General features: G+C 65.0%; 19 protein-coding genes and 1 riboswitch. Of the genes, 10 read left to right on the plus strand and 9 right to left on the minus strand.

Annotation, left to right across the window (positions count from 1 at the left end):
* Positions 1-126: 126 nt before the first annotated feature.
* From GV002_RS03875 to GV002_RS03890, 4 genes are all read left to right on the plus strand, one after another.
* Positions 127-2535: a hybrid sensor histidine kinase/response regulator gene (locus GV002_RS03875; protein WP_160017132.1), complete on the plus strand. Its 2409-nt coding sequence runs from the start codon at positions 127-129 to the stop codon at positions 2533-2535.
* A gap of 225 nt (positions 2536-2760) precedes the next feature.
* Positions 2761-3402, plus strand: a complete 642-nt coding sequence (locus GV002_RS03880; RefSeq protein WP_160017133.1) for a TetR/AcrR family transcriptional regulator — start codon at positions 2761-2763, stop codon at positions 3400-3402.
* Positions 3399-5048 (plus strand): acyl-CoA dehydrogenase family protein, encoded by a 1650-nt coding sequence (locus GV002_RS03885; protein WP_160017134.1) that lies wholly within the window; start codon positions 3399-3401, stop codon positions 5046-5048. The genes GV002_RS03880 and GV002_RS03885 overlap by 4 nt, the downstream gene beginning before the upstream one ends.
* A 398-nt stretch (positions 5049-5446) precedes the next feature.
* Positions 5447-5650: riboswitch (cobalamin riboswitch) on the plus strand.
* A 52-nt stretch (positions 5651-5702) separates the two neighbouring features.
* A complete protein-coding gene (locus GV002_RS03890; protein WP_160017135.1) occupies positions 5703-6383 on the plus strand; it encodes an energy-coupling factor ABC transporter permease in 681 nt (226 codons plus the stop codon).
* Between the two features lie 145 nt (positions 6384-6528).
* On the opposite strand, the gene GV002_RS03895 is transcribed toward GV002_RS03890, so the two are convergent.
* Positions 6529-7257, minus strand: a complete 729-nt coding sequence (locus GV002_RS03895; RefSeq protein WP_160017136.1) for a hypothetical protein — start codon at positions 7255-7257, stop codon at positions 6529-6531.
* A gap of 67 nt (positions 7258-7324) precedes the next feature.
* Here GV002_RS03895 and amn point away from each other — a divergent pair, with 67 nt between their 5' ends.
* Positions 7325-8857, plus strand: coding sequence for an AMP nucleosidase (amn, locus tag GV002_RS03900; RefSeq protein ID WP_178094595.1), 1533 nt, complete (start codon positions 7325-7327; stop codon positions 8855-8857).
* A 122-nt stretch (positions 8858-8979) separates the two neighbouring features.
* Here the strand turns inward: amn and GV002_RS03905 are convergent, their stop codons facing one another.
* The gene (locus GV002_RS03905; RefSeq protein ID WP_160017138.1) at positions 8980-9951 is read right to left on the minus strand and encodes a threonine dehydratase; all 972 of its coding nucleotides are present in this window, start codon (positions 9949-9951) and stop codon (positions 8980-8982) included.
* Between the two features lie 80 nt (positions 9952-10031).
* Here GV002_RS03905 and GV002_RS03910 point away from each other — a divergent pair, with 80 nt between their 5' ends.
* Positions 10032-11375: a PLP-dependent aminotransferase family protein gene (locus tag GV002_RS03910; protein WP_160017139.1), complete on the plus strand. Its 1344-nt coding sequence runs from the start codon at positions 10032-10034 to the stop codon at positions 11373-11375.
* Here the strand turns inward: GV002_RS03910 and GV002_RS03915 are convergent.
* Positions 11368-11805 carry an acetyltransferase gene (locus GV002_RS03915; RefSeq protein ID WP_160017140.1) on the minus strand — a complete coding sequence of 146 codons (438 nt, stop codon included), beginning with the start codon at positions 11803-11805 and terminating at the stop codon, positions 11368-11370. The two genes, GV002_RS03910 and GV002_RS03915, sit on opposite strands and share 8 nt — an antisense overlap.
* A 212-nt stretch (positions 11806-12017) precedes the next feature.
* On the minus strand, positions 12018-13049 hold the full coding sequence (locus tag GV002_RS03920; RefSeq protein WP_160017141.1) for an NADPH-dependent aldehyde reductase Ahr: 1032 nt from the start codon (positions 13047-13049) through the stop codon (positions 12018-12020).
* A 123-nt stretch (positions 13050-13172) separates the two neighbouring features.
* Between GV002_RS03920 and GV002_RS03925 the strand changes: the two genes are divergently transcribed.
* Positions 13173-13793 (plus strand): pseudouridine synthase, encoded by a 621-nt coding sequence (locus tag GV002_RS03925; protein ID WP_160017142.1) that lies wholly within the window; start codon positions 13173-13175, stop codon positions 13791-13793.
* 216 nt (positions 13794-14009) lie between these two features.
* On the opposite strand, the gene GV002_RS03930 is transcribed toward GV002_RS03925, so the two are convergent.
* From GV002_RS03930 to GV002_RS03950, 5 genes are all read right to left on the minus strand, one after another.
* Positions 14010-14402: a globin gene (locus tag GV002_RS03930; protein WP_021489453.1), complete on the minus strand. Its 393-nt coding sequence runs from the start codon at positions 14400-14402 to the stop codon at positions 14010-14012.
* An 83-nt stretch (positions 14403-14485) separates the two neighbouring features.
* On the minus strand, positions 14486-14704 hold the full coding sequence (locus GV002_RS03935; RefSeq protein WP_003240295.1) for a DUF2788 domain-containing protein: 219 nt from the start codon (positions 14702-14704) through the stop codon (positions 14486-14488).
* A 90-nt stretch (positions 14705-14794) separates the two neighbouring features.
* The gene (locus tag GV002_RS03940; protein ID WP_004424680.1) at positions 14795-15274 is read right to left on the minus strand and encodes an Lrp/AsnC family transcriptional regulator; all 480 of its coding nucleotides are present in this window, start codon (positions 15272-15274) and stop codon (positions 14795-14797) included.
* Positions 15275-15638: 364 nt separating this feature from the next.
* Entirely contained in the window at positions 15639-16520 is an 882-nt protein-coding gene (locus GV002_RS03945) for a cation diffusion facilitator family transporter (RefSeq protein WP_160017143.1), read from the minus strand.
* A 4-nt stretch (positions 16521-16524) separates the two neighbouring features.
* On the minus strand, positions 16525-16944 hold the full coding sequence (locus tag GV002_RS03950) for a polyribonucleotide nucleotidyltransferase (protein ID WP_160017144.1): 420 nt from the start codon (positions 16942-16944) through the stop codon (positions 16525-16527).
* Here GV002_RS03950 and GV002_RS03955 point away from each other — a divergent pair.
* Genes GV002_RS03955 through GV002_RS03965 form a run of 3 tightly spaced genes read left to right on the plus strand, consistent with a single transcriptional unit; the run spans position 16943 to position 20421 of the window.
* Positions 16943-17107 carry a hypothetical protein gene (locus GV002_RS03955; RefSeq protein ID WP_160017145.1) on the plus strand — a complete coding sequence of 55 codons (165 nt, stop codon included), beginning with the start codon at positions 16943-16945 and terminating at the stop codon, positions 17105-17107. The two genes, GV002_RS03950 and GV002_RS03955, sit on opposite strands and share 2 nt — an antisense overlap.
* Complete coding sequence (gene hrpB, locus GV002_RS03960; protein WP_160017146.1) at positions 17073-19607, plus strand: ATP-dependent helicase HrpB; 2535 nt, start codon at positions 17073-17075, stop codon at positions 19605-19607. The genes GV002_RS03955 and hrpB overlap by 35 nt, the downstream gene beginning before the upstream one ends.
* Positions 19608-19614: 7 nt before the next feature.
* Positions 19615-20421 (plus strand): TlpA disulfide reductase family protein, encoded by an 807-nt coding sequence (locus GV002_RS03965; protein ID WP_160017147.1) that lies wholly within the window; start codon positions 19615-19617, stop codon positions 20419-20421.
* Positions 20422-20425 lie beyond the last annotated feature (4 nt).

Raw genomic sequence — 20425 nt, forward strand, 5'->3', positions numbered from 1 at the left:
AATCTGGAAAAGCGACCCAACAGTCCCTAGAGTAGGGCGATTCGAATATAAGTCTGCCGTGCGTGACGGTGCCATCTGATGGGCTAATGGGGGCCTGGGCACCGTTCGACAGGGTTCTGGAGTCGTATGTACCGGCTGCTCCTGCTCATCGTGAGCTTCGTTTTTTCCTCGCTCGTGGGCGCCGTTACCTTCGACGAACAGACGCGTGCACTGCCGCTGGGGCAGAGCATGTACGTGTTCGAGGACGTACGTGGCGACGCCAGCATCGACGATGTTGCCTCGCTGGCCGTGCAAGGCAGCTTCCGCCTGCATGACAAGCCCGTGCTCAATGCCGGCTATTCGCGTTCGGTGTTCTGGCTGCGGCTGGACCTGCACTACCTGCCGCAGCTGGCGCTGGGCCCCCGCAACTGGTTGCTGGAGCTGGCCTATCCGCCGCTCGATCATCTGGAGCTGTATCTGCCGAGCGAAGCGGGCGGCTTCGCCTTGGCTCAACGTACCGGCGATGCCTTGCCCTTCGACAGCCGGCAGATCCGGCAGAACAACTACCTCTTCGAGTTGAACCTCGAGCCAAACCAGGAAAAGCGCATTTATCTGCGCCTGGAAAGCCAGGGTTCGATCCAGGCGCCGTTGACCCTGTGGGCGCCCAATGCCTACCTGGAAGAGCAGCCCGCGCGAATCTACGTGCTCGGCATCATCTACGGTGTGCTGCTGGTGATGCTGGTCTACAACCTGTTCATCTTCCTCAGCGTGCGCGACACCAGCTACCTCTATTACATTCTCTACATAGCCTCGTTCGGTCTGTATCAGGTCTCGGTCAACGGTGCCGGCATCGAGTATTTCTGGCCCAACAGTCCCTGGTGGGCCAATGCCGCGACCCCCTTCCTGATCGGCTCGGCCGCCTTGTTCGGCTGCCAGTTCGCCCGCAGCTTCCTGCACACCTCCGAGCACAGTCCCTGGGTCGACCGCCTGTTGTTGCTGCTCATGGCCTGTGGTGCCGTGGTGATGATCCTGGCACTGAGCGTCAGCTATGCGACCGCACTGCGTCTTGCCACCTACCTTGCGCTGTTGTTCACCGTGGTGATCTTCGCCGCCGGGGTACTGGCCTGGCTGCGCGGCATGCGCGTGGCGCGCTACTTCATCGTCGCCTGGACCGCCTTTCTCATTGGCGGCCTCGTCAACACGCTGATGGTGCTGGGCTACCTGCCGAATGTCTTTCTCACCATGTACGCCAGCCAGATTGGCTCGGCGCTGGAGGTGGGCCTGCTGTCGCTGGCGTTGGCCGACCGCATCAACGCGATGAAGGAAGAACGTACGCGCATCCTCCAGGAGGCCGGACGCAAGCTTGAAACGCTGAACCAGGAACTGGCTGACAGCAACCGCTTCAAGGACGAATTCCTCGCCACCGTCACCCATGAGCTGCGTACGCCGATGAACGGGGTGATCGGCTCACTGGAGCTGATGCAGACGGTGAAGATGGACATCGAACTGGAGCAGTACCAGAAGACCGCAGCAGCGTCCGCGCGCGACATGATGCGCATGGTCAACGACATCCTCGCGCTCACTGAGCTGCAGGCCGGCAAACTCTACCCGCGACGTGAGACGTTCAGCCTGCGCGGGCTGTTCGATGGCCTGCGTGCCCAGTATGCGTCGCGCGCCGAAGACAAGGGGCTGACGTTCGCCCTGGAGCTGGATGACAACCTGCCCGATACCCTGGAAGGGGACGCGACCAAGCTGGCGCAGGCGCTGGGCTATTTGTTGGACAACGCCATCAAGTTCACCAGCGAGGGCGGCGTGACGTTGCAGGTCGGCCGGGCCGGCAACGTGGGGAGCAACCTGCCACTGAGTGTGGTGGTCAGCGACAGTGGTATCGGTTTCGTCCATGAGGGCGATCTGTATCAGCGTTTCCACCAGCTCGACGGTTCAATGACCCGCAAGTACGGCGGTTTGGGCATTGGCCTGGCGATCTGTCGGCAACTGGTCGATCTGCTGGGCGGCAGTCTCAGTCACGAGTCTCAGTCGGGGCAGGGCAGTCGTTTTCGCCTCGATGTGCCGCTGACTCTGCCGCTGCAACCACAGGCCAACGATGTACGCCCGGCACGGCCGCGGGGTGGTGCGCTGCAGCGCCAGGCACAGCAATGCACGGTACTGATCGTCGAGGACAATGCGATCAACCAACTGGTTACCCGCGGCATGCTGCTCAAGCTCGGCTACCGCGTGCGCACTGCCGACAACGGTGCCGAGGCGCTGGAGTTGCTGCGCGGCGAGACGGTGGATGCGGTGCTGCTCGACTGCCAGATGCCGGTGATGGACGGTTTTGCCACCTGCCGCGCACTGCGCGCCCTGCCGGGCTGCGCCGAGTTGCCGGTGCTGGCGATCACTGCGCACAGTCACAGTGGCGACCGCGAGCGCTGTCTGGCTGCGGGCATGAGCGACTACCTGGCGAAGCCGGTGAAGTTCGACGAGTTGCGCGTGCTGCTGCATGACTGGGTGCTGTGCCGCCCGGCGACGGTTTCCGGTGGCGCCGCTCCGGTCTGACTCTTCTTCGCAGGGCGTAATCAAGTCGCTCCGCCCTGTAGGAGCCGGCTTGCCGGCGATGCTTGGCGCCTGTCAGATCGATGATCGCCAGCAAGCTGGCTCCTACAAGTGCAGCTTTGCACGAGCAACCTCTTTCCCGATTCGGCGGCAGGTTTGGCCGGATCGCCCCTTTAGCCATGGTCTGAATCCTGATTCACTGAGCGTAGATGAATCAGGATTCAGACCATGGCTTATCGCACCACCGAAGCTCGACTCGACCGCGACCAGGCGTTGCGCGCGCGTATTCTCGACTGCGCCTTGCTACGGGTGGCCGAGGGCGGTTTCGCCGCTCTGACCATGCAGGCGTTGGCCGACGATGTCGGCATCGCCACCGGCAGCCTGTATCGCCACTTTCGCAGCAAGGGTGAACTGGCCGCCGAAGTCTTTGCCAGCGCCAGTCAGCGTGAGGTGGATGCTCTGGCCGCTGCCTTGCGCGGGCCGGGCCGCCCCAGTGAGCGCCTGCGCATCGGCCTCGAGCAGTTCGCCGCCCGCGCCTGGCATAGCCGCCGCCTGGCCTTTGCGCTGATCGCCGAGCCGGTCGACCCCGAAGTCGACGAGCAGCGCCTGCTCTATCGCGAAGCCTACGCCGAACTGTTCAGTGACCTGCTGGAGGAGGGCGCCGCTGCCGGCGAGTTTCGAGTCGAGCCGATCAGCCTGATGGCGGCCTGTCTGGTCGGCGCGATTGCCGAGGCGCTGGTCGGGCCGCTGTCGCCACCTGCCCGTGCCGCTCGCGAAGCGGGCCAACCCACTCTGGAGCTGGCGCAGGTCAGCGCCAGCCTTGCCACCTTCTGCCTGCGCGCCGTCGGCGCCGAGGAACCCACGCGATGAAACCCAGTCTGCATGCCGAAACCCATGAGGTGTTCAATCAGGTACCAAGCCTGGACGGCGCCAACCTCTATCACCTCGACCTACCGTTGCAGGAGTGGATTCGCCGCTACGACGGCGCCTGGGCCCACGAGCGCCTGAGCGCCTATGGCGCCCTGGCCGGCGGGCCTCTGATGCAGGCCGGCTTTCTCGCCAACGAGAACAAGCCGGTGTTCAAGAGCCACGATCGCTATGGCAACCGCATCGATCTGGTGGAGTTTCATCCGGCCTATCACGAGCTGATGCGCACGGCGGTCGAGCACGGCCTGCCGTCGCTGCCCTGGACAGATCCGCGCGCCGGCGCTCATGTCGCCCGCGCCGGGCTGACCTATATGCACAGCCAGGTCGAAGCGGCCAGTGGCTGCCCGCTGACCATGACCTTCGCCGCTGTGCCGGCCATCCGCCTGCAACCCAACGTGGCGGAGCAGTGGCTGCCGAAGATCCTCTCCAGCCAGTACGACCCGCGCAACCTGCCGATGGAGCAGAAGTCCGGCGTCACCATCGGTATGGCCATGACCGAGAAGCAGGGCGGCACTGATGTGCGCGCCAACACCACGCGGGCCTATCCCATCGGTCTTGGCGGGCCGGGACAGGGCTATGAGCTGGTGGGGCACAAATGGTTCTGCTCGGCGCCCATGTGCGACGCCTTTCTCACCCTGGCGTACACCGACAAGGGGCTGTCGTGCTTCCTGCTGCCGCGTCACCGGCCGGATGGCACGCGCAACGCGTTCTACATCCAGCGCCTGAAGAACAAGCTGGGCAACTGGGCCAACGCCTCCAGCGAGGTGGAATATCGCGGTGCTTTCGCCTGGATGCTCGGCGAGGAAGGGCGCGGCGTGCCGACCATCATCGAGATGGTGGCCATGACCCGCTTCGATTGCATGGTCGGCTCCAGCAGCCTGATGCGCCAGGCGTTGACCCAGGCCGCGCACCACTGCGCGCATCGCCAGGTCGGTGGCAAGCTGCTCGCCGACCAGCCGTTGATGCAGAACGTGCTCGCCGACCTGGCGCTGGAGAGCGAAGCCGCGCTGGCTCTGTGCATGCGCATGGGCGGCGCGCTCGATCATCAGCATGATGAGCAGGAAGACAAATTTGCCCGTCTGGTCACTGCCGTGGGCAAGTACTGGATCTGCAAACGCGCGCCGGAAATGATCTACGAGGCCAGCGAATGCATGGGCGGCGCCGGCTATGTCGAGGAAACCATCATGCCGCGCCTGTATCGTGAAGCGCCGGTCAACTCGATCTGGGAAGGCTCGGGCAACGTGCAATGCCTGGACGTGCTGCGCGCGTTGTCCAAGGAGCCCGGCGTACTCGATGCGCTGTTCACCGAGCTGGGTGATGGCCACGGTGATGCCCGTCTGCAGGCGCATATCCAGCGGCTGAAGGCCGATTTTGCCGATACCTCCGACATCCAGTACCGCGCCCGCCAGCTCACCGAAGACATGGCCGTCGCGCTGCAGGCCAAGCTGCTGCTGGAGGCGGGCAACGCCATCGTCTCCGATGCCTTTATCGCCAGCCGCCTGGAAGGTCGCGGTCGTGTCTACGGCACCCTGCCGCGCGGTGTTGACGTCGAGGCGCTGCTGGCGCGCAGCACGCCGGATCTGCTTTGATGCAGGGGCGATCTTTAACAAGGAAAAGTTGGTAGGTTTTTAGCGGCTGATTTTTCCCTTCAGGAGCAATTGGTTGCGCTAAGTGTGTTCCCCGCGCCAGCGGGGATGAACCGACGATGTAAAGCTGCTCAAGTCCCAGAGCCTGATGTTCCCCGCGCCAGCGGGGATGAACCGTTACTAACGAAGTCGTCAAGATCGAGGTCAGTGTGTTCCTCGCGCCAGCGGGGATGAACCGCCGGCATAACCTCGAAGGAGAACCACCATGCATTGTTCCCCGCGCCAGCGGGGATGAATCGGGGAGTCACACCGAGCATTCGAGGTTTGCGCGTGCTCCCAACACCAGCAGGGATGAGCTTGGAGTGATGCACCTGGTGCGCTGTTTTTTAGCCGGGCAGGCGAGTAATCTTGCGGCCGATGGTTCTGCGTGCACGCCTGTGGCGCGGATGAAAAGGGAACAGGGTGCGGCGAATCTCGCCAATGCCCTGGCTGCCCCCGCAACTGTAAGCGGCTAACGATGCCCTGATGCCACTGACTTCGGTCGGGAAGGCGGGCGAAGTGTCAAGCCGTGAGCCAGGAGACCTGCCATCGACAACGGGCGTTTCGCCCACTCCCTCATCCGAATCGTCGCGCGGTGGGCGCGGCAAAGGAACTCGCATGCATATCGAACCGGACGTCGTCGAAGGCGCCAAGATCCTGCTTAGCTACGCAACGGCCGTCACTGCCTTCGGCCTGACCGCCAAACTCGCCCTAGACAGCGTACGCAACAACGGCGGTGTCGCTGCCCTGGCGCTCCGCAGCCTGCTGACCACCGCCCTGGTGTTCTGCTTTTTCGAAGTGTTCCCGCATCATGCGGTGGGCGTTTCCGAGGTTCATCTGATCCTCGGTTCGACCCTGCTCCTGCTGTTCGGTGCCGGTGCCGCGGGCATTGGCCTGGCGGCAGGTCTGCTGCTGCAAGGGCTGCTGTTCGCCCAGTTCGACCTGCCGCAGTACGGCATGAACGTCACCACGCTGTTGATTCCGCTGTGGGGCATCAGCCTGCTGGCCAAGCGCATCGTCGCGCCGGGCACCGCCTACATCGATCTTTCCTACAAGCAGGCGCTGGCGCTTTCGACCGCTTATCAGGGCGGCATCGTCGCCTGGGTGGCGTTCTGGGCCTTCTACGGCCACGGTTTCTCCAGCGAAAACCTGGCGGCCGTGGGCAGCTTCGGCCTGGCCTACATGAGCGTGATCCTGATCGAGCCGCTGATCGACCTGGGCGTGCTGGCCGGTGCCAAGGCGCTGTCGCGTTTCAGTCAGGGGCCGCTGTTCAACGTGCGTCTGCATCAGCCGGCCTGACCTCGTCGCTCTGACGGTCATGCGCTAAGAAGCGTTCTGGATGATGAAAGCCTGTGCTGCATGCCTGCCCTCATCCGGCGCTTCGCGCCACCTTCTCCCAAAGGGAGAGGAGCATTAAGGAAGGCGTCGCTGCGCGACTTTTGCGCTAACGGCGGCGCTGCCAGATCATCTTGCCGGTATTGCTTTCGGTGACCAGGTACTGGTCGCTGAAGCGGTAATAGGCGGCGGGTTGATAGTCGGCGGCGCCTGTCAGGCGCACCATCAGCATGCCGTCCTGGCTGCGCCAGTGGCCGCTGTACTGCACCTCGCCAGGGCTGTCGTAGTTCCAGTCGTTGCCGCCGCCTACCGAGCGAGTCCACTGCGTGACGCTGCCATCGGCGTTCAGTTGCAGGGTCATCACTGTATTGAACGAGGCGAAGTTGGCGCCGCCGCTGTTGATGATCTTCTCGTGTACCCAGGTGCCGATAAGCGCCGGCTCCTGAGCGCCGGCAGTGGACGGCGTCGCCGCTATGACTACCGCTTCACGCTGAAAGAGAGCCTGGCGCTCCAACACTTCGCCGTTGCGTGGATCGCGCGCGGCGATGCTGGTATTGAGCATGGCATTGGCATAGGTGGCGTTCATGTTGGCCAGTAGCAGTCCGGTCTGTGGGTCGTTGATTTCGGCACGCAGCAGCTTGCCGTCGTAGCGGCCTTTGACGATCAGGCGCAGGCGCTGGCTTTCCACATACTCGCCTTCCACCAAGGCGCCGCTCTGGCGCAGGATCAGCTCGCTCGGCTGGCCGTCGAGGGTTGCCCGGTAATGACCGTCGAGTTCACCGGCCTGAATGCTTGAGCATGAGGACATGGCCAACAGCAGAACGATTGCACGGGGCATGATGGTGACCTCTGACGAGTTGATCCAAGCCTAGTCGCTAGCAGTGATGCGCGAGGCCTGTCGCGCTATGTTTTCGTCACCGTATGCAGGCAAGATAGGGGCGTACGTTCAGTCAGGAAGATGCACTGTGAAAGCCTGCTCAGATGATTTCATCATTGCCCACACCCCCGAAGAAGCGGTCGACCGTCTCGCCGCCCTGCACCAGGAAGCCACCGGTGCGTTGAGCCAGGCGCTCAAGCGTTACCTCAAGGAGCGCATCCGCCCCGATGCCAGCGAGCACTGTCTGTTCCGCTACCCCGAATTGCGCCTGACCTACCTGTGCCAGGGCGAGGTGCCCACTACCGTGCGCGCCTACGCCAAGGTGCAGGTGCCTGGCACCTACGCCATCACCGTGACCCAGCCGGCGGCCTTCCGCAAATACCTGCTGGAGCAGCTGAGCCCGCTGATGAACGACTTCACCCTGCGTGTGGAAGTCGGCCGCAGCCAGCAGAACATTCCCTATCCGTACGTGGTCGAGGGCGGTGATGAGCTGGCTGGCAGTGGCGTGACCGCCGCCGAGTTGGCGCGCGTATTCCCCAGCACCGACCTGTCCGCCGCCACCGACGGCACCGCCGATGGCCTGTACGACTGGGAGAACATCGATCCGCTGCCGCTGGCGCTGTTCGACGCGGCGCGCACCGACTTCTCCCTCAAGCGCATCCAGCATTACACCGGCAGCGACTGGCGCCACGTGCAGCCGTGGATCCTGCTGACCAACTATCACCGCTACGTCGATCAGTTCATTCGCCACGGCCTGGACATGCTGGTGGGCGACTCGCGTTTCACCCGCATGGTGTTGCCGGGCAACGTGGTGATCGAGCGCGGCATGGCCGAAGGTGAGATGCAGGCGATCATCGAGAACGTGGTCTGGCACCGCTACCAGATGCCGGCCTACCACCTGCAGGCCGAGGACGGCCACGGCATCACCCTGGTCAACATCGGTGTTGGCCCGTCCAACGCCAAGAACATCACCGACCACCTGGCCGTGCTGCGCCCGCATTGCTGGCTGATGATCGGCCACTGCGGTGGCCTGCGCCAATCGCAGACCATCGGTGACTACGTGCTGGCCCACGCCTACATGCGCCGCGACGGCATTCTCGACCGCGTACTGCCGCCGCATATCCCGCTGCCGGCATTGGCCGAGGTACAGCAGGCGCTGCAGGAAGCCGCCAAGCTGGTGACCGGCGAGCAGGGCGACGAGCTGAAGAAGCGCTTGCGCACCGGCACCGTGCTGACCTACGACGATCGCAACTGGGAACTGCGCTGGGCCCAGGAGCGGCCGCTGATCAACCTGTCGCGCGCCGTGGCGGTGGACATGGAAAGTGGCACCATCGCTGCGCAAGGCTATCGCCTGCGGGTGCCCTACGGCACGCTGCTGTGCGTATCGGACAAACCCCTGCACAGCGAGATCAAGCTGCCCGGCGCGGCTGGCGCCTTCTACGAACGCGCCGTGACCCAGCACCTGCACATCGGTATCGCGGCGCTGGAGCTGATGCGCAGCCAGCTCAATTCGCTGCACTCGCGCAAGCTGCGCAGTTTCGACGAGCCGCCGTTCCGCTGAGGTGCAATCCGACGCTGAAGGCTTGAGCGCGGCCAGCAGGCTGCTGTCGCGCTCAGGTATCTGTTTGTCAGCGGTGCGCACAGCGCACCCTACGCCATTCAGCCACCGTTGGTCGGGGGAACTCAGGCGGCGACCGGCGCCTCGTCACGCAGCAGTTCGGCCAGCGCTGCGCGGTCGATGTTGGCGCCGCTGAGCACCACGGCCACGCGCTGACCGGCATTGAGCTCGCGCTCTTGCATCAGGGCGGCGAGAGCAGCGGCGCCGGCGCCTTCGGCGAGGTTGTGGGTGTCTTCGTGATAGGTGCGGATGGCGGCGCGAATTTCCTCGTCGTCGACCCGCACGATGCGCGCGGCGCCGGCGCGGATCATGTCCAGCGCCAGTTGCTGCGGCTGGCGGCAGGCCATGCCGTCGGCCAGGGTGTCGGCGCGGTCGGTCTGCACCAGGCAGCCCTGCTCGAAGCTCTGCGCATAGGCGTCGGCGCCGCTGGCGACCACGCCGACGATCTCGGTGTCGAGGCCAAGCAGGTCGCGGGTGCGGATCATCCCGCAGATGCCCGAGCCGAGGCCGATGGGCACGTACACCCGGCGCAGGTTCGGCACCGCCTCCAGTAGTTCCAGCGCGTAAGTGGCCACACCACGCACCAGATCCTCGTGCAGTGACGGCACCCAGTGCAGCTCGTCGCGTTCGGCCAGGCGCGCGGCCTCGGCGCGGGCTTCGTCGAAATCGCGACCATGCTCGATCACCTCGGCGCCGAGAGCGCGCATTGCCGCGTTCTTCTCGCGGGCGTTGCCGTGCGGCACCAGGATGCGGATCGCCAGACCGGCCGCGCGCGCTGCCAGCGCCAGGCTCTGACCGTGGTTACCACGGGTGGCGGTGACCAGCCCGCGCACCTGCGGCTTGCGGCGTAGCAGGGCGTCGATATAGACCAGCCCGCCTCGCACCTTGAAGGCTGCGGTCGGCGCGTGGTTCTCGTGCTTGACCCACACCTCGCAACCCAGGCGCTGGGCCAGCAGTGGCCAGGCCAGTTGCGGCGTTGCTGCCATATGGCGGTGAACCAGTTCAGCGCTCTGGCGCAGTTGGGCAAGGTCGAACATGGCAGGCACTCCAAGTGATGTTGACCTGGATGCTAGTGCGGCGCATTGTATGGGTAAATCTTTATATTGCATGGCAAGCAATGTGGCTTCCTGATCTTCAAGACAACGCCCTTCCGACGTATCTTGCGCTGGTCGAGGCCATTGCCGCTGCCATCGGCCGTGGCGAGCTCAAGCCCGGTGAGCGCCTGCCGCCGCAGCGACGCCTGGCCTGGACGCTGGGCATCAATCCGAGCACGGTGATGCTCGCCTACCGCGAGGCGGCGCGTCGGCACCTGGTCTCCGGTGAGGTCGGGCGCGGTACCTACGTACTCGCCAGCAGCCACGAAGCGAGCCTGTTCCGCCTCAAGCAGCCGGCCGCACAGGGCGAGCTGATCGACCTGTCGACCAACGTGCCGGTGCATGACCCGGACAACCGTGACCTCTCTGCCAGCCTCGTCGCTCTGGCAGCACGTGGCGATCTGGATGCGCTGCAGGCCTACCCGTCGGCAGCATTGGTCGAGCGCGCGCACCTGGCTGGCGTCACCTGGCTGCGCCGCCGTGGCCTGGAGTTGGCGCCGGGTGGCCTGTTGCTCTGTGCCGGTGCTCAGCAGGGCGTGTCGGCCGCGCTGCTGGCACTGTGCGAGGCAGGCGAGCCGATTCTGGTGGAGCGCTACACCGCCCCGGGGATCAAGGCCGCCGCGCGCCAGTTGCGTCTACCACTGCATGGCGTGGCGATGGACGAGCACGGCATCCTGCCCGATGATCTCGACCGCCTGGCTCGCGCCACCGGGGCTCGTGTCGCGGTGCTCACGCCCTGTTTGCAGAACCCAACCGGCGCCAGTCTCGACGCCGAGCGCCGCAAGGCCATCGCCGAGGTGGCGCGGCGGCGCGGGTTGTGGATCGTCGAGGACGATGTCTACGGCGTGCTGGGCAGCGAGGCGCCGCTGGCAGTGCAGCTTCCCGAGCGCTGCCTGTTGATAAGCAGCCTGTCCAAGAGCGTCGCGCCGGGGTTGCGCCTGGGCTTTATCGCGGGCGCGCCGGAGCTGCTCGAACGCATCGACCCCGAGGCCCAGGCCACGCGCTGGGCGGTGACACCGCTGAGCTTGGCCTTGGCGTGTGAGTGGATCGAGAGCAGCATTGCCGATCAGCGCCTGGCCTGGCAGATCGGCGAGCTGCAGCAGCGCTGGCGCCTGGCTGCGCGCGTGCTCGGCCCGCGCATGCCGCAGGGCAGGGCGGTGGCGCCGCATTTGTGGCTCGATGGCGAGCCTCCGGCCGGTTTGGCTGAGGCCTGCCGGCAGCATGGCGTGGAAGTGGTGCCGGCCGAGGTGTTCGCGGTCGAGGCCAGTCCGGGGAACGCCGTGCGTGTAAGCCTTGCGGCGGCAGCCAGCCGGGTCGAACTCAAGCGGGCGTTGGAAGGGATAGTGGCTGCTTGGCCTATCAGCTGAACGTCATATGCAGGATCGGGAAGGGCCGGCCGCCGCCGTCCAGGCGCGAGCGATCGGTCACCACGAATCCCAGGTGCTGGTAGAACCCTACGGCCTGCGGGTTCTGTTCGTTGACGTCGACCCGAGTGGCGCCCAGTTCGTCGATGGCATGGCGCATCAGCCGCTTGCCCACGCCCTGACCGTGGCAGGCCGGATCGACGAAGAGCATTTCCACCATGCCCTCGGTCGTACCGAGAAAACCCAGTATCCGCCCCGTTTCGTCCCGCGCGCAGGTCAGTTGCACGGCCGGGAAATATTGCTCGCGCAGCAACGGCTTGATCACCTGCAGGTCGCTTTCCGGGAGGAAGTGGTGGGTGGCGCGCACGGCCGCTTCCCAGATGTCCACCAGGGTGGGCAGTTCTGCATCGGTGGGGGTGTCGAGAATCAGCATGCTAATTGGTATCGGTAGGAAAGCGGGGGATGGAGTATACCCGTCGGTTGAGTGTCTCAAGGCCTCTCAACCCTGTAGGTGCGGATTTGTCCTTGGCGCGCAACATCCAGGCAATAGGTAGGAGCCCGCTTGCGGGCGATCCTTCCGGGCCTATGATCGCCGGCAAGCCGGCTCCTACACCCACGTTACGCCGACAGCTTTCGCCCGTGCTGTCATTTGCTGGCGTCGAGTACCACGCGATAACGCGCCTTGCCGCTGCGCAGGTGGTCGATGGCGGCGTTCACCTGGCTCATGGGGAATTGCTCGACCTGCGGCAGGATCTGATGCCGCGCGCAGAATTCGAGCATGGTCGCCATGCTCGAGGGCGAGCCCACCGGCGAGCCAGACAGGCTCTTCTGCTGCGGGATCAGGTTGAACACGTGCACCGGGATGGCGCTGGGCACGATGCCGACGAAGTGCAGCCGGCCCTTGCCGCGCAGGGTGCCGAGCAGGGCGATCCAGTCCAGGTCGGCGCTGGCGGTGACCAGAAGGAAATCCAGGCTACCGGCAATCGCCTTCATCGCTGCACTGTCGGTAGAGGCCACCACCTTGTGTGCGCCCAGGCGTTTGGCTTCGTCCTGCTTGTTCAGCGACGAGGTGAAGGCTGTTACCTCGCAGCCCCAGGCATTGAGAAAACGCAGCGCCAGGTGGCCAAGGCCGCCGATTCCGACCACGCCGACGCGGTCGGTGGGCTTGATGTCGAACTCCAGCAGTGGGCTGAACACCGTGGAGCCGGCGCAGAACAGCGGCCCGACCAGGGCCGGGTCGAGGCCGTCGGGCAGCGGCACGGCCCAGGCCCAGTGCGAACGCAGGCGGTCGGCGAAACCGCCATGGCTGCCGACGATGGTCGGCTTCACCGAGCGGCACAGCTGGTGCGAGCCTTCCATACACGAGCCGCAGTGCATGCAACTGCCCTTGTACCAGCCGATACCGACCCGTTGCCCCAGCTTGAGGCCGCGTGCCTGCTCGCCAAGGCGAACGATGGTGCCGACCACCTCATGGCCGGGTATGAAGGGATAGCGCGCATTGCCCCATTCGTTGTCGATCATCGACTGGTCGGAATGGCAGATGCCGCAATACTCCACCGCCACTTCCACCTCTTCGGCGCCAAGCGGGCCAGGGTCGTAGCTCAGGCGCTCCAGCGGTGCCTTGGGTGCGGTGGCGGCCCAGCCGCTGAAGGTGGCGAGTTCGGCACTGTTGCTCATCGGTGGCTCCTGAATGCAGGGGGTGAATCAGCAGCTTAGTAGGTCTGGCTGGGCGTGGAAGCACCATCAGCGGCGCTTATCGTGGGTTACACTGCGCAGCCCAGTTTCATCGAAGTCCGCCGCATGTCTCGCCCACGTCTACCTGCCAATCACCGCCCTGCCGCTCCCCGGCGCGTCGCCAAGGCGCCGCCTGCCCAGCCGCGTTTGCTGGTGTTGAACAAGCCGTTCGACGTGCTCACCCAGTTCAACGATGAGCAGGGCCGTGCCACGCTCAAGGATTTCGTCGAGGTGCCTGGCGTCTATCCGGCAGGGCGCCTGGATCGCGACAGCGAAGGCCTGCTGCTGCTGACCAACGATGGCCGCCTGCAGGCGCGTATCGCCGACCCGAAACACAAGCTGCCGAAGACGTATTGGGTGCAGGTGGAAGGCGAGCCGAGCGCTAAGCAACTGCAGCAGTTGCGCGATGGCGTGACGCTCAATGACGGCCCGACCCTGCCGGCCGAGGCGCGGTGCCTGGACGAGCCCGAGCTGTGGGAGCGCAACCCGCCGGTACGCTTTCGCAAGAGCGTGCCGACGGCTTGGCTGGAGCTGGTGATTCGCGAGGGGCGCAATCGTCAGGTACGGCGCATGACTGCCGCCGTCGGCCTGCCGACCCTGCGCCTGGTGCGCGTGGCCATCGGCCCCTGGTGTCTGGACGGATTGCAGCCCGGTCAGTGGCGCGAGGTGCCGGCGTTATTGCCATAGGGAGCATCATTGCAGGCGAAGTTGGTGCGCACGGCGCACCCTACTGCCGGCGGTGTCCCTGTAGGGTGCGCCGCGCGCACCAGGGTCACGCCGATTGTTCCCGAGTCGCCGCTGGATGGGTATAGGGGGAGAATGGCGGCGGCCGCGGTGATCAGTGAGGCGCACCGCGCAGCGGACGTTTTGTCGCAGAGGCCGGCCCAGCGAGCATGACCTGAATCAATAACCGGCCTTGATCACGGCGATACCTTTGTTCAGCACTTCACGCCAGGCTTGGCGCACGTCTGCGTCGCACTCCTTGTCGTGCTCGCCGATGGTCGCCAGCAGCGCGTCGAGCCACAGGTCGTAGAGTTCGGGGCGAATATCCAGATGTTGGCGCGAGTGCGATTCGCCGAGGGCACGCAGCTTGGTGTCAGGCATGCCGCGGGCGTGCATCACCAGGTTGAGAATGCCCTGGCGCAGCAGCTGCTTTTGCGCGCTCATGTCGGTGTCGACGAACTTCTCGCGGATCAGCGGCGAGCTGGCAAGGAAGTGGCGGTAGAAACTGTCGAAGAAATCCGGGCTGGCGCAGCAGCGTCCATAGCTCTGCATCACCAGATTGGCGGCGCTCATGTGTGACTCCTTGGGTAGGCGGCAGGTCGCATCGAGACGATGCCCTGTAAACGATCATATCTAGCGCGGGTTAATGCGCTCGTTCAACCGTGAATGCCGCGTGCGGTCTCGATGATATAAGTGATGATCGGCTTGGCGAGGAAGGCGAACAGGCACAGACCCAGGCCAAGGAACAGGATGGCGGTGCCCAGGCGACCGGCCTTGGACTTCTTCGCGAGGTCCCAGATGATGAAGAACATGAACAGCATCAGGCCGCCCACCAGGACGTACATCATCAGGGCTTCAAATTGTTCGGTTTCCATGGTGCCTCGTGATTCGGACGGAAAACGCAGGGCGGGAATTATACGCGCCCTGCCCTGGTGCGCGGCATGATCCGCTTCACCCTGCGACTTTCAGTCGCGCAGATGCTGCAAGGGCAACTGCGTGCTGGAGAGAATCTGCTGCAGCACGAAGCTCGAGCGCACGCTGGAAACACCGTCGATACGGGTCAGGGTGCCGAGCAGCAGCTTCTGGTAATGATCCATGTCCGGTACCACCACCTTGAGCTGGTAGTCGGCGTCCATCCCGGTCACCAGGCAGCACTCCAGCACTTCGGGGCATTTGCGGATTTCATCCTGAAAGTGCTCGAAGCGCTCGGGGGTATGCCGGTCCATGCCGATCAGCACGTAGGCGGTCAGGCTCAGGCCAAGTTTCTTGCGGTCGAGCAGGGCGACCTGGCCGGTAATGTAGCCGTCGTCTTCCAGCTGTTTGACCCGACGCGAGCAGGGCGAGGGCGACAGGCCAATGCGTTCGGCGAGTTCCTGGTTGGACAGGGCAGCGTTGCGCTGCAATTCGGCGAGAATGTTCAGGTCGTAACGGTCGAGTTTGTCCATTTTTAAACTGGCTCATTATTGGATTGCGCTAGATAGTGCTCCTTTAGTTGTTAATTGCGCAATTGGTAAGTTTGTAAGCAATCTTAGCAATCTTATTTCGCAGCCCAAGGCGTAAGCTTTCTCTCAGTTTCACGGCCCGGACGACAAGTCCTACCGGCCTCGCCCAACCAGGTGAGCCGGCGCCGACGGTCCTACCGGATCGCACCGGCACCCGGGTCCGCACTGCCCAACCAGGCGGGCGACGAAAGCGGCGACAGCATCGCCAGCACCGGACAGATTTCCCGAAGGGGCCGCAAGGCCCCTTTTTATTGCCTGGGATTTTTGCTGCTTGAGGAATACTGAAAGGCAGGGGAGGGCATCGATATCAGCGCTGGACCACTTCCGACGGATCAGCGTGTACCAGCACTTCGGCGCGTGGATATTGCTCATGGATCGCTTTTTCCACGGCCTCGCAGTGCGCATGTGCGTCGGACAGGCTCATCTCGCCCGGCAGCTCCAGGTGCAACTGGACGAACCAGCGCGTACCAGAAATACGCGTGCGCAGGTCATGGGAGCCGAGCACGCCGGGGACGGCATTGGCCAGCTCGTACATGTGCCGAGTGGTTTCGCTGGGGAGTTCTTCATCCATCAGTACGCCGATTGCACCGCGTACGATGCTGATGGCGCTCCAGAAGATGTAGAAGGCGATGCCGATGGCGAAGATCGCATCCATCTGCAGCCAGCCGAAACGGGTCAACAGCAAGGCGAGAAGAATACTGCTGTTGAGCAGGATGTCGGAGCGGTAGTGCAGCGAGTCGGCATGAATCGCGGTGGAGCCGGTCTCGCGCACCACTTTGTGTTGGAACATCAACAGCGCGACAGTCAGCGCCAACGACAGCAGCATGACGGCGATGCCGAGGCCTTCGGCCTCCAGCGGCTGTGGCGCTTGCAGACGCTCGATGCCTTGCAGGCCAATGAGGATGGCACTGATACCAATGAACAGCGCCTGGGCCAGGCCGGCCAGCGCCTCCGCTTTGCCGTGGCCATAGCGGTGATCCTCGTCCGCAGGGCGCAGGGCGAAGTGCACGGCGATCAGGTTGATCAGCGAGGCGGCGCTGTCGAGCAGCGAATCGGTGAGGCCGGCCAGCAGGCTGACCGAACCACTCAACCACCAGGCAATCGCCTTGGCCAGCACCAGCGTCAGCGCTACGGTCAGCGCCGCGCGAGTGGCCAGGCGCATCAGCCTGGCATGCTGCGGGTTGTGCATGGACTCAGGCAGCCGGGCGCAGGCCGTAGGCGGCCAGTTGCTCAGCACTGCCGCTGTGCTGGATCAGGCGCGTGTCGTCCAGCGGCAGTTGGTGGCCGGTGCTGGTTTCGATCAGCGTCTTCAGCGCGTACTGGTCGACCTTGCCGTCTTTGCCGATCAGTTGCTTGAGCTCCTGCGGGTCGACTTGAACGGTCTGGCCTTCGGGCAGGTAGATGGCGCCGGTGGCGAAGTCCACGGCGAAGGCGATTAGGCCCGGAATCACGTAGAACAGGATGCCGATGGCGTTGGCCCCGGCGATTACCGGGTCGATCCGGCCTTCGATCTGGCCACGCCGATCAGGGTAGAAGATCGAGCCACAGGCGGTCAGTTGAGCGAGCAGGGTAGCGGCGACAACGCCGACAATAACGCGGGATTTCGTGCGCATGAGCACCTCCAGAAAAAAGTGGCGCAACTATACCAAGGCGATGATTGCAAAACTGCAGGGCGCTGTTTCAGACCAGCAAGTTGACAGGCGGTTCGCCGTTATAATCGCCGGTCTGCTGTGGAGAAATGATGAACACCCTGCCTATCGATTCGCTGCTGCCTGATTTGCGCGCTGCGCTGAGCGCCCGCCACGAAGTGGTGCTGGAAGCGCCACCCGGCGCCGGCAAGACCACCCGCGTGCCGCTGGCATTGCTCGATGCGCCCTGGCTGGCCGGGCAGAGCATCCTCATGCTCGAGCCGCGTCGCCTGGCAGCCCGCGCCGCTGCCGAGCGTCTGGCCAGCGAGCTGGGCGAGCGGGTGGGTGAGACGGTCGGCTATCGCATTCGTCTGGACAGCAAGGTAGGGCCGAACACGCGCATCGAGGTGGTCACAGAGGGCATTCTTGCCCGTCGTCTGCAGGATGATCCGGCGCTGGACGGCGTCGGCCTGGTGATCTTCGATGAATTCCACGAAAGAAGTCTGGACGCCGATCTGGCCCTGGCACTGACCCTCAATGGCCGCGCCATGTTTCGCGGTACCGACAGCGGCGAGTCGCCGCTCAAGGTGCTGCTGATGTCCGCCACTCTGGAGGGGGAGCGCCTGGCCGCGCTACTCGGCGATGCGCCGGTGCTGCGCAGTGAGGGCCGCATGTTCCCGGTGGATATTCGCTGGGGCGCGCCGCAGGCGCCCGGTGAGTGGATCGAGCCGCGCGTGGTGCAGACGGTGCAGCAGGCGCTGGCCGACGAGCCGGGCAGCCTGCTGGTGTTCCTGCCGGGGCAGGCCGAGATTCGCCGCGTGGCCGAGCAACTGGGGGATGTCCTGGGAGGTCGCGACGACATCCTGCTCTGTCCGCTGCATGGCGAGCTTGATCTGTCCGCCCAGCGCGCCGCCATCGAGCCAGCGCCCGCGGGCAAGCGCAAGGTGGTGCTGGCCACCAACATCGCCGAGACCAGCCTGACCATCGACGGTGTGCGCGTGGTCATCGACGCCGGCCTGGCGCGAGTGCCGCGTTTCGACCCGGCCAGCGGCATGACGCGGCTCGACACCCAGCGCATTTCCCGCGCCTCCGCCACCCAGCGCGCGGGGCGTGCCGGCCGCCTGCAGCCGGGCGCCTGCTATCGGCTGTGGTCGCAGGCGCAGCACGAGCAGCTCAGTTCCTATTCCGGTGCAGAAATCCTTGCTGCTGATCTGGCCGGGCTGGCCCTGCAACTGCTGCGTTGGGGCGTGACGCCACAGGAGCTGAGCTGGCTCGACGTGCCACCGCCGGCCGCTTACGCACAGGCGCTCGATCTGCTCGGCCGCCTCGGCGCCCTCGATGAACGTGGTGCGCTCAATGCTCACGGCCAGGCCATGGCCGAGCTGCCGAGCCATCCACGTATTGCCCATCTGCTGCTGCGCGGCCAGGCTCTTGGCCTCGGTGCGCTGGCGTGCGACCTGGCGGCGGTGTTGTCCGAGCGCGATATCCTGCGCGGCGGTGGCGCCGACTTGCACAGTCGTCTGGCACTGCTTGGTGGCGAAAGCCGCGCCGTGCGCTCGGCCCAAGGCGGCGTGCAGCGCGCCCGGCAACTGGCGAAGCAGTTCCACGGATTGCTTAGAGGCCGGTCGGTAAGCCAGGCCGTGGGCGACCCCGAGCACCCGCGCTGGCTCGGCTGTCTGCTGGCCTTCGCTTACCCCGACCGCATCGCCCAGCAGCGCCGCGCCGGTGGCGCCGACTATCGCCTGGCCAATGGTCGCGCCGCGCAGTTCGGTGAAACCGATGCCCTGATGAAGCACGAATGGCTGGTGGTCGCTGATCTGGGCAGCCGCCAGGGCCAGCGTGAGGAGCGCATCTACCTCGCCGCCGATCTCGACCCGGCGCTGTTCGAGCGTGAGCTCGCCGAGCAGGTCGAGGCGCTGGACGTGCTCGACTGGGACGAGCGCGAAGGCGTGTTGCGCGCCGAGCGCCAACGCAAGGTCGGCGAACTGGTGCTGGAACGCCAGGCGCTGGCTGCGCTGGACGAGGCCGCGCGCAGCCGTGCGCTGGTCGGCCTGGTGCGGCGCAAGGGCCTGGAGCTGCTGCCCTGGACGCCCGAGCTGCGGCAGTGGCAGGCGCGAGTGGCGCTGCTGCGCGAGTTGGACATCCAACAGCAAGGGCAAAGCGAATGGCCGGACCTGTCCGATGTCGCGCTGCTGGCCAGCCTCGAACAGTGGCTGACGCCCTACTTGGGCAAGGTCAATCGCCTCAGCCACTTCGCAGGCCTCGACCTGCCGTCGATCCTGCAGACGCTGCTGCCCTGGCCGTTGCCGCAGCGCCTCGACGAGCTGGCACCGCGTGCGTTGAACGTGCCGTCCGGTTCACGCATCGCCATCGACTACACGGAGCACCCACCGGTGCTCGCCGTGCGCCTGCAGGAGCTGTTCGGCCTGGCCGCCACGCCGCGCATCGCCGGTGGCCGCCTCGGTCTCAAACTGCACTTGCTGTCACCAGCGCGGCGGCCGGTGCAGGTGACCCAGGACCTGGCCAGCTTCTGGGCCAATACCTACCTGGATGTAAAGAAGGATCTCAAGGGGCGTTATCCGAAGCATTATTGGCCGGATGACCCGCTGATTGCCGAGCCCACCGCACGGGCCAAACCGAGAAAATGAGAAGTCGATGCTGACCCTGGATGTCGGGCCCTTGGCCCTTGGTGTATCCCATGTGCTGCTGTTTGGCAGCCTGCTGCTGGCCACACTGGTTGGCTGGTTGATCGGTCGTCGCCACGGCTGCAATCCGGAAAGTCAGTTGTTCCGCATGCTCATGCTGGGGCTGCTGGTGGCGCGGCTGGCGTTCGTGCTGCTGTATGCCGAGTACTACCGCGATGAACCTTGGCGAGTGGTGGATATCCGCGATGGTGGTTTCATCGCCTGGCCAGGCGTGCTCGCAGGGCTGGCGCTGGGTGCCTGGTATCTCTGGCGTCACGCACAATTGCGGCGGCCGTTGGGGGTGGCGATGAGCGTCGGGCTGGCACTGTGGCTCGGCGGCAACCTGATGTTGCATGCGCTTGAGCAGGGCACGCGGTTGCCCGGTCTGCAGGTGCGGGATATGCAGGGTGAGCCGGTGAACCTGCGTGACTACGCCGGTCAGCCGCTGGTGATCAACCTGTGGGCGACCTGGTGCCCGCCATGTCGGCGCGAGATGCCGGTGTTGATGCAGGCGCAACAACGTGAGGCGGCTATCACCATCTTGTTCGTCAACCAGGGGGAAAGCGCTGCGCTGGTGGATGAGTTCCTCGCCGCGCAGCAACTGAGCCTGGACAACCTGCTGCTCGACGAGCAGGTGCAGCTGGGTCAGTTGGTGGGCTCGCGGGCCTTACCCACCACGCTGTTCTACGACGCCGAGGGCCGACAGGTCGGCAGTCATCTGGGCGAGCTGTCGCATGCCAGTCTGGAGCGGGCACTGGCCCGATTGCGGGAAGATTGAAGCG

It is taken from the genome of Pseudomonas sp. 8O (assembly GCF_902506495.1).
Taxonomy (GTDB): domain Bacteria; phylum Pseudomonadota; class Gammaproteobacteria; order Pseudomonadales; family Pseudomonadaceae; genus Aquipseudomonas; species Aquipseudomonas chaetocerotis.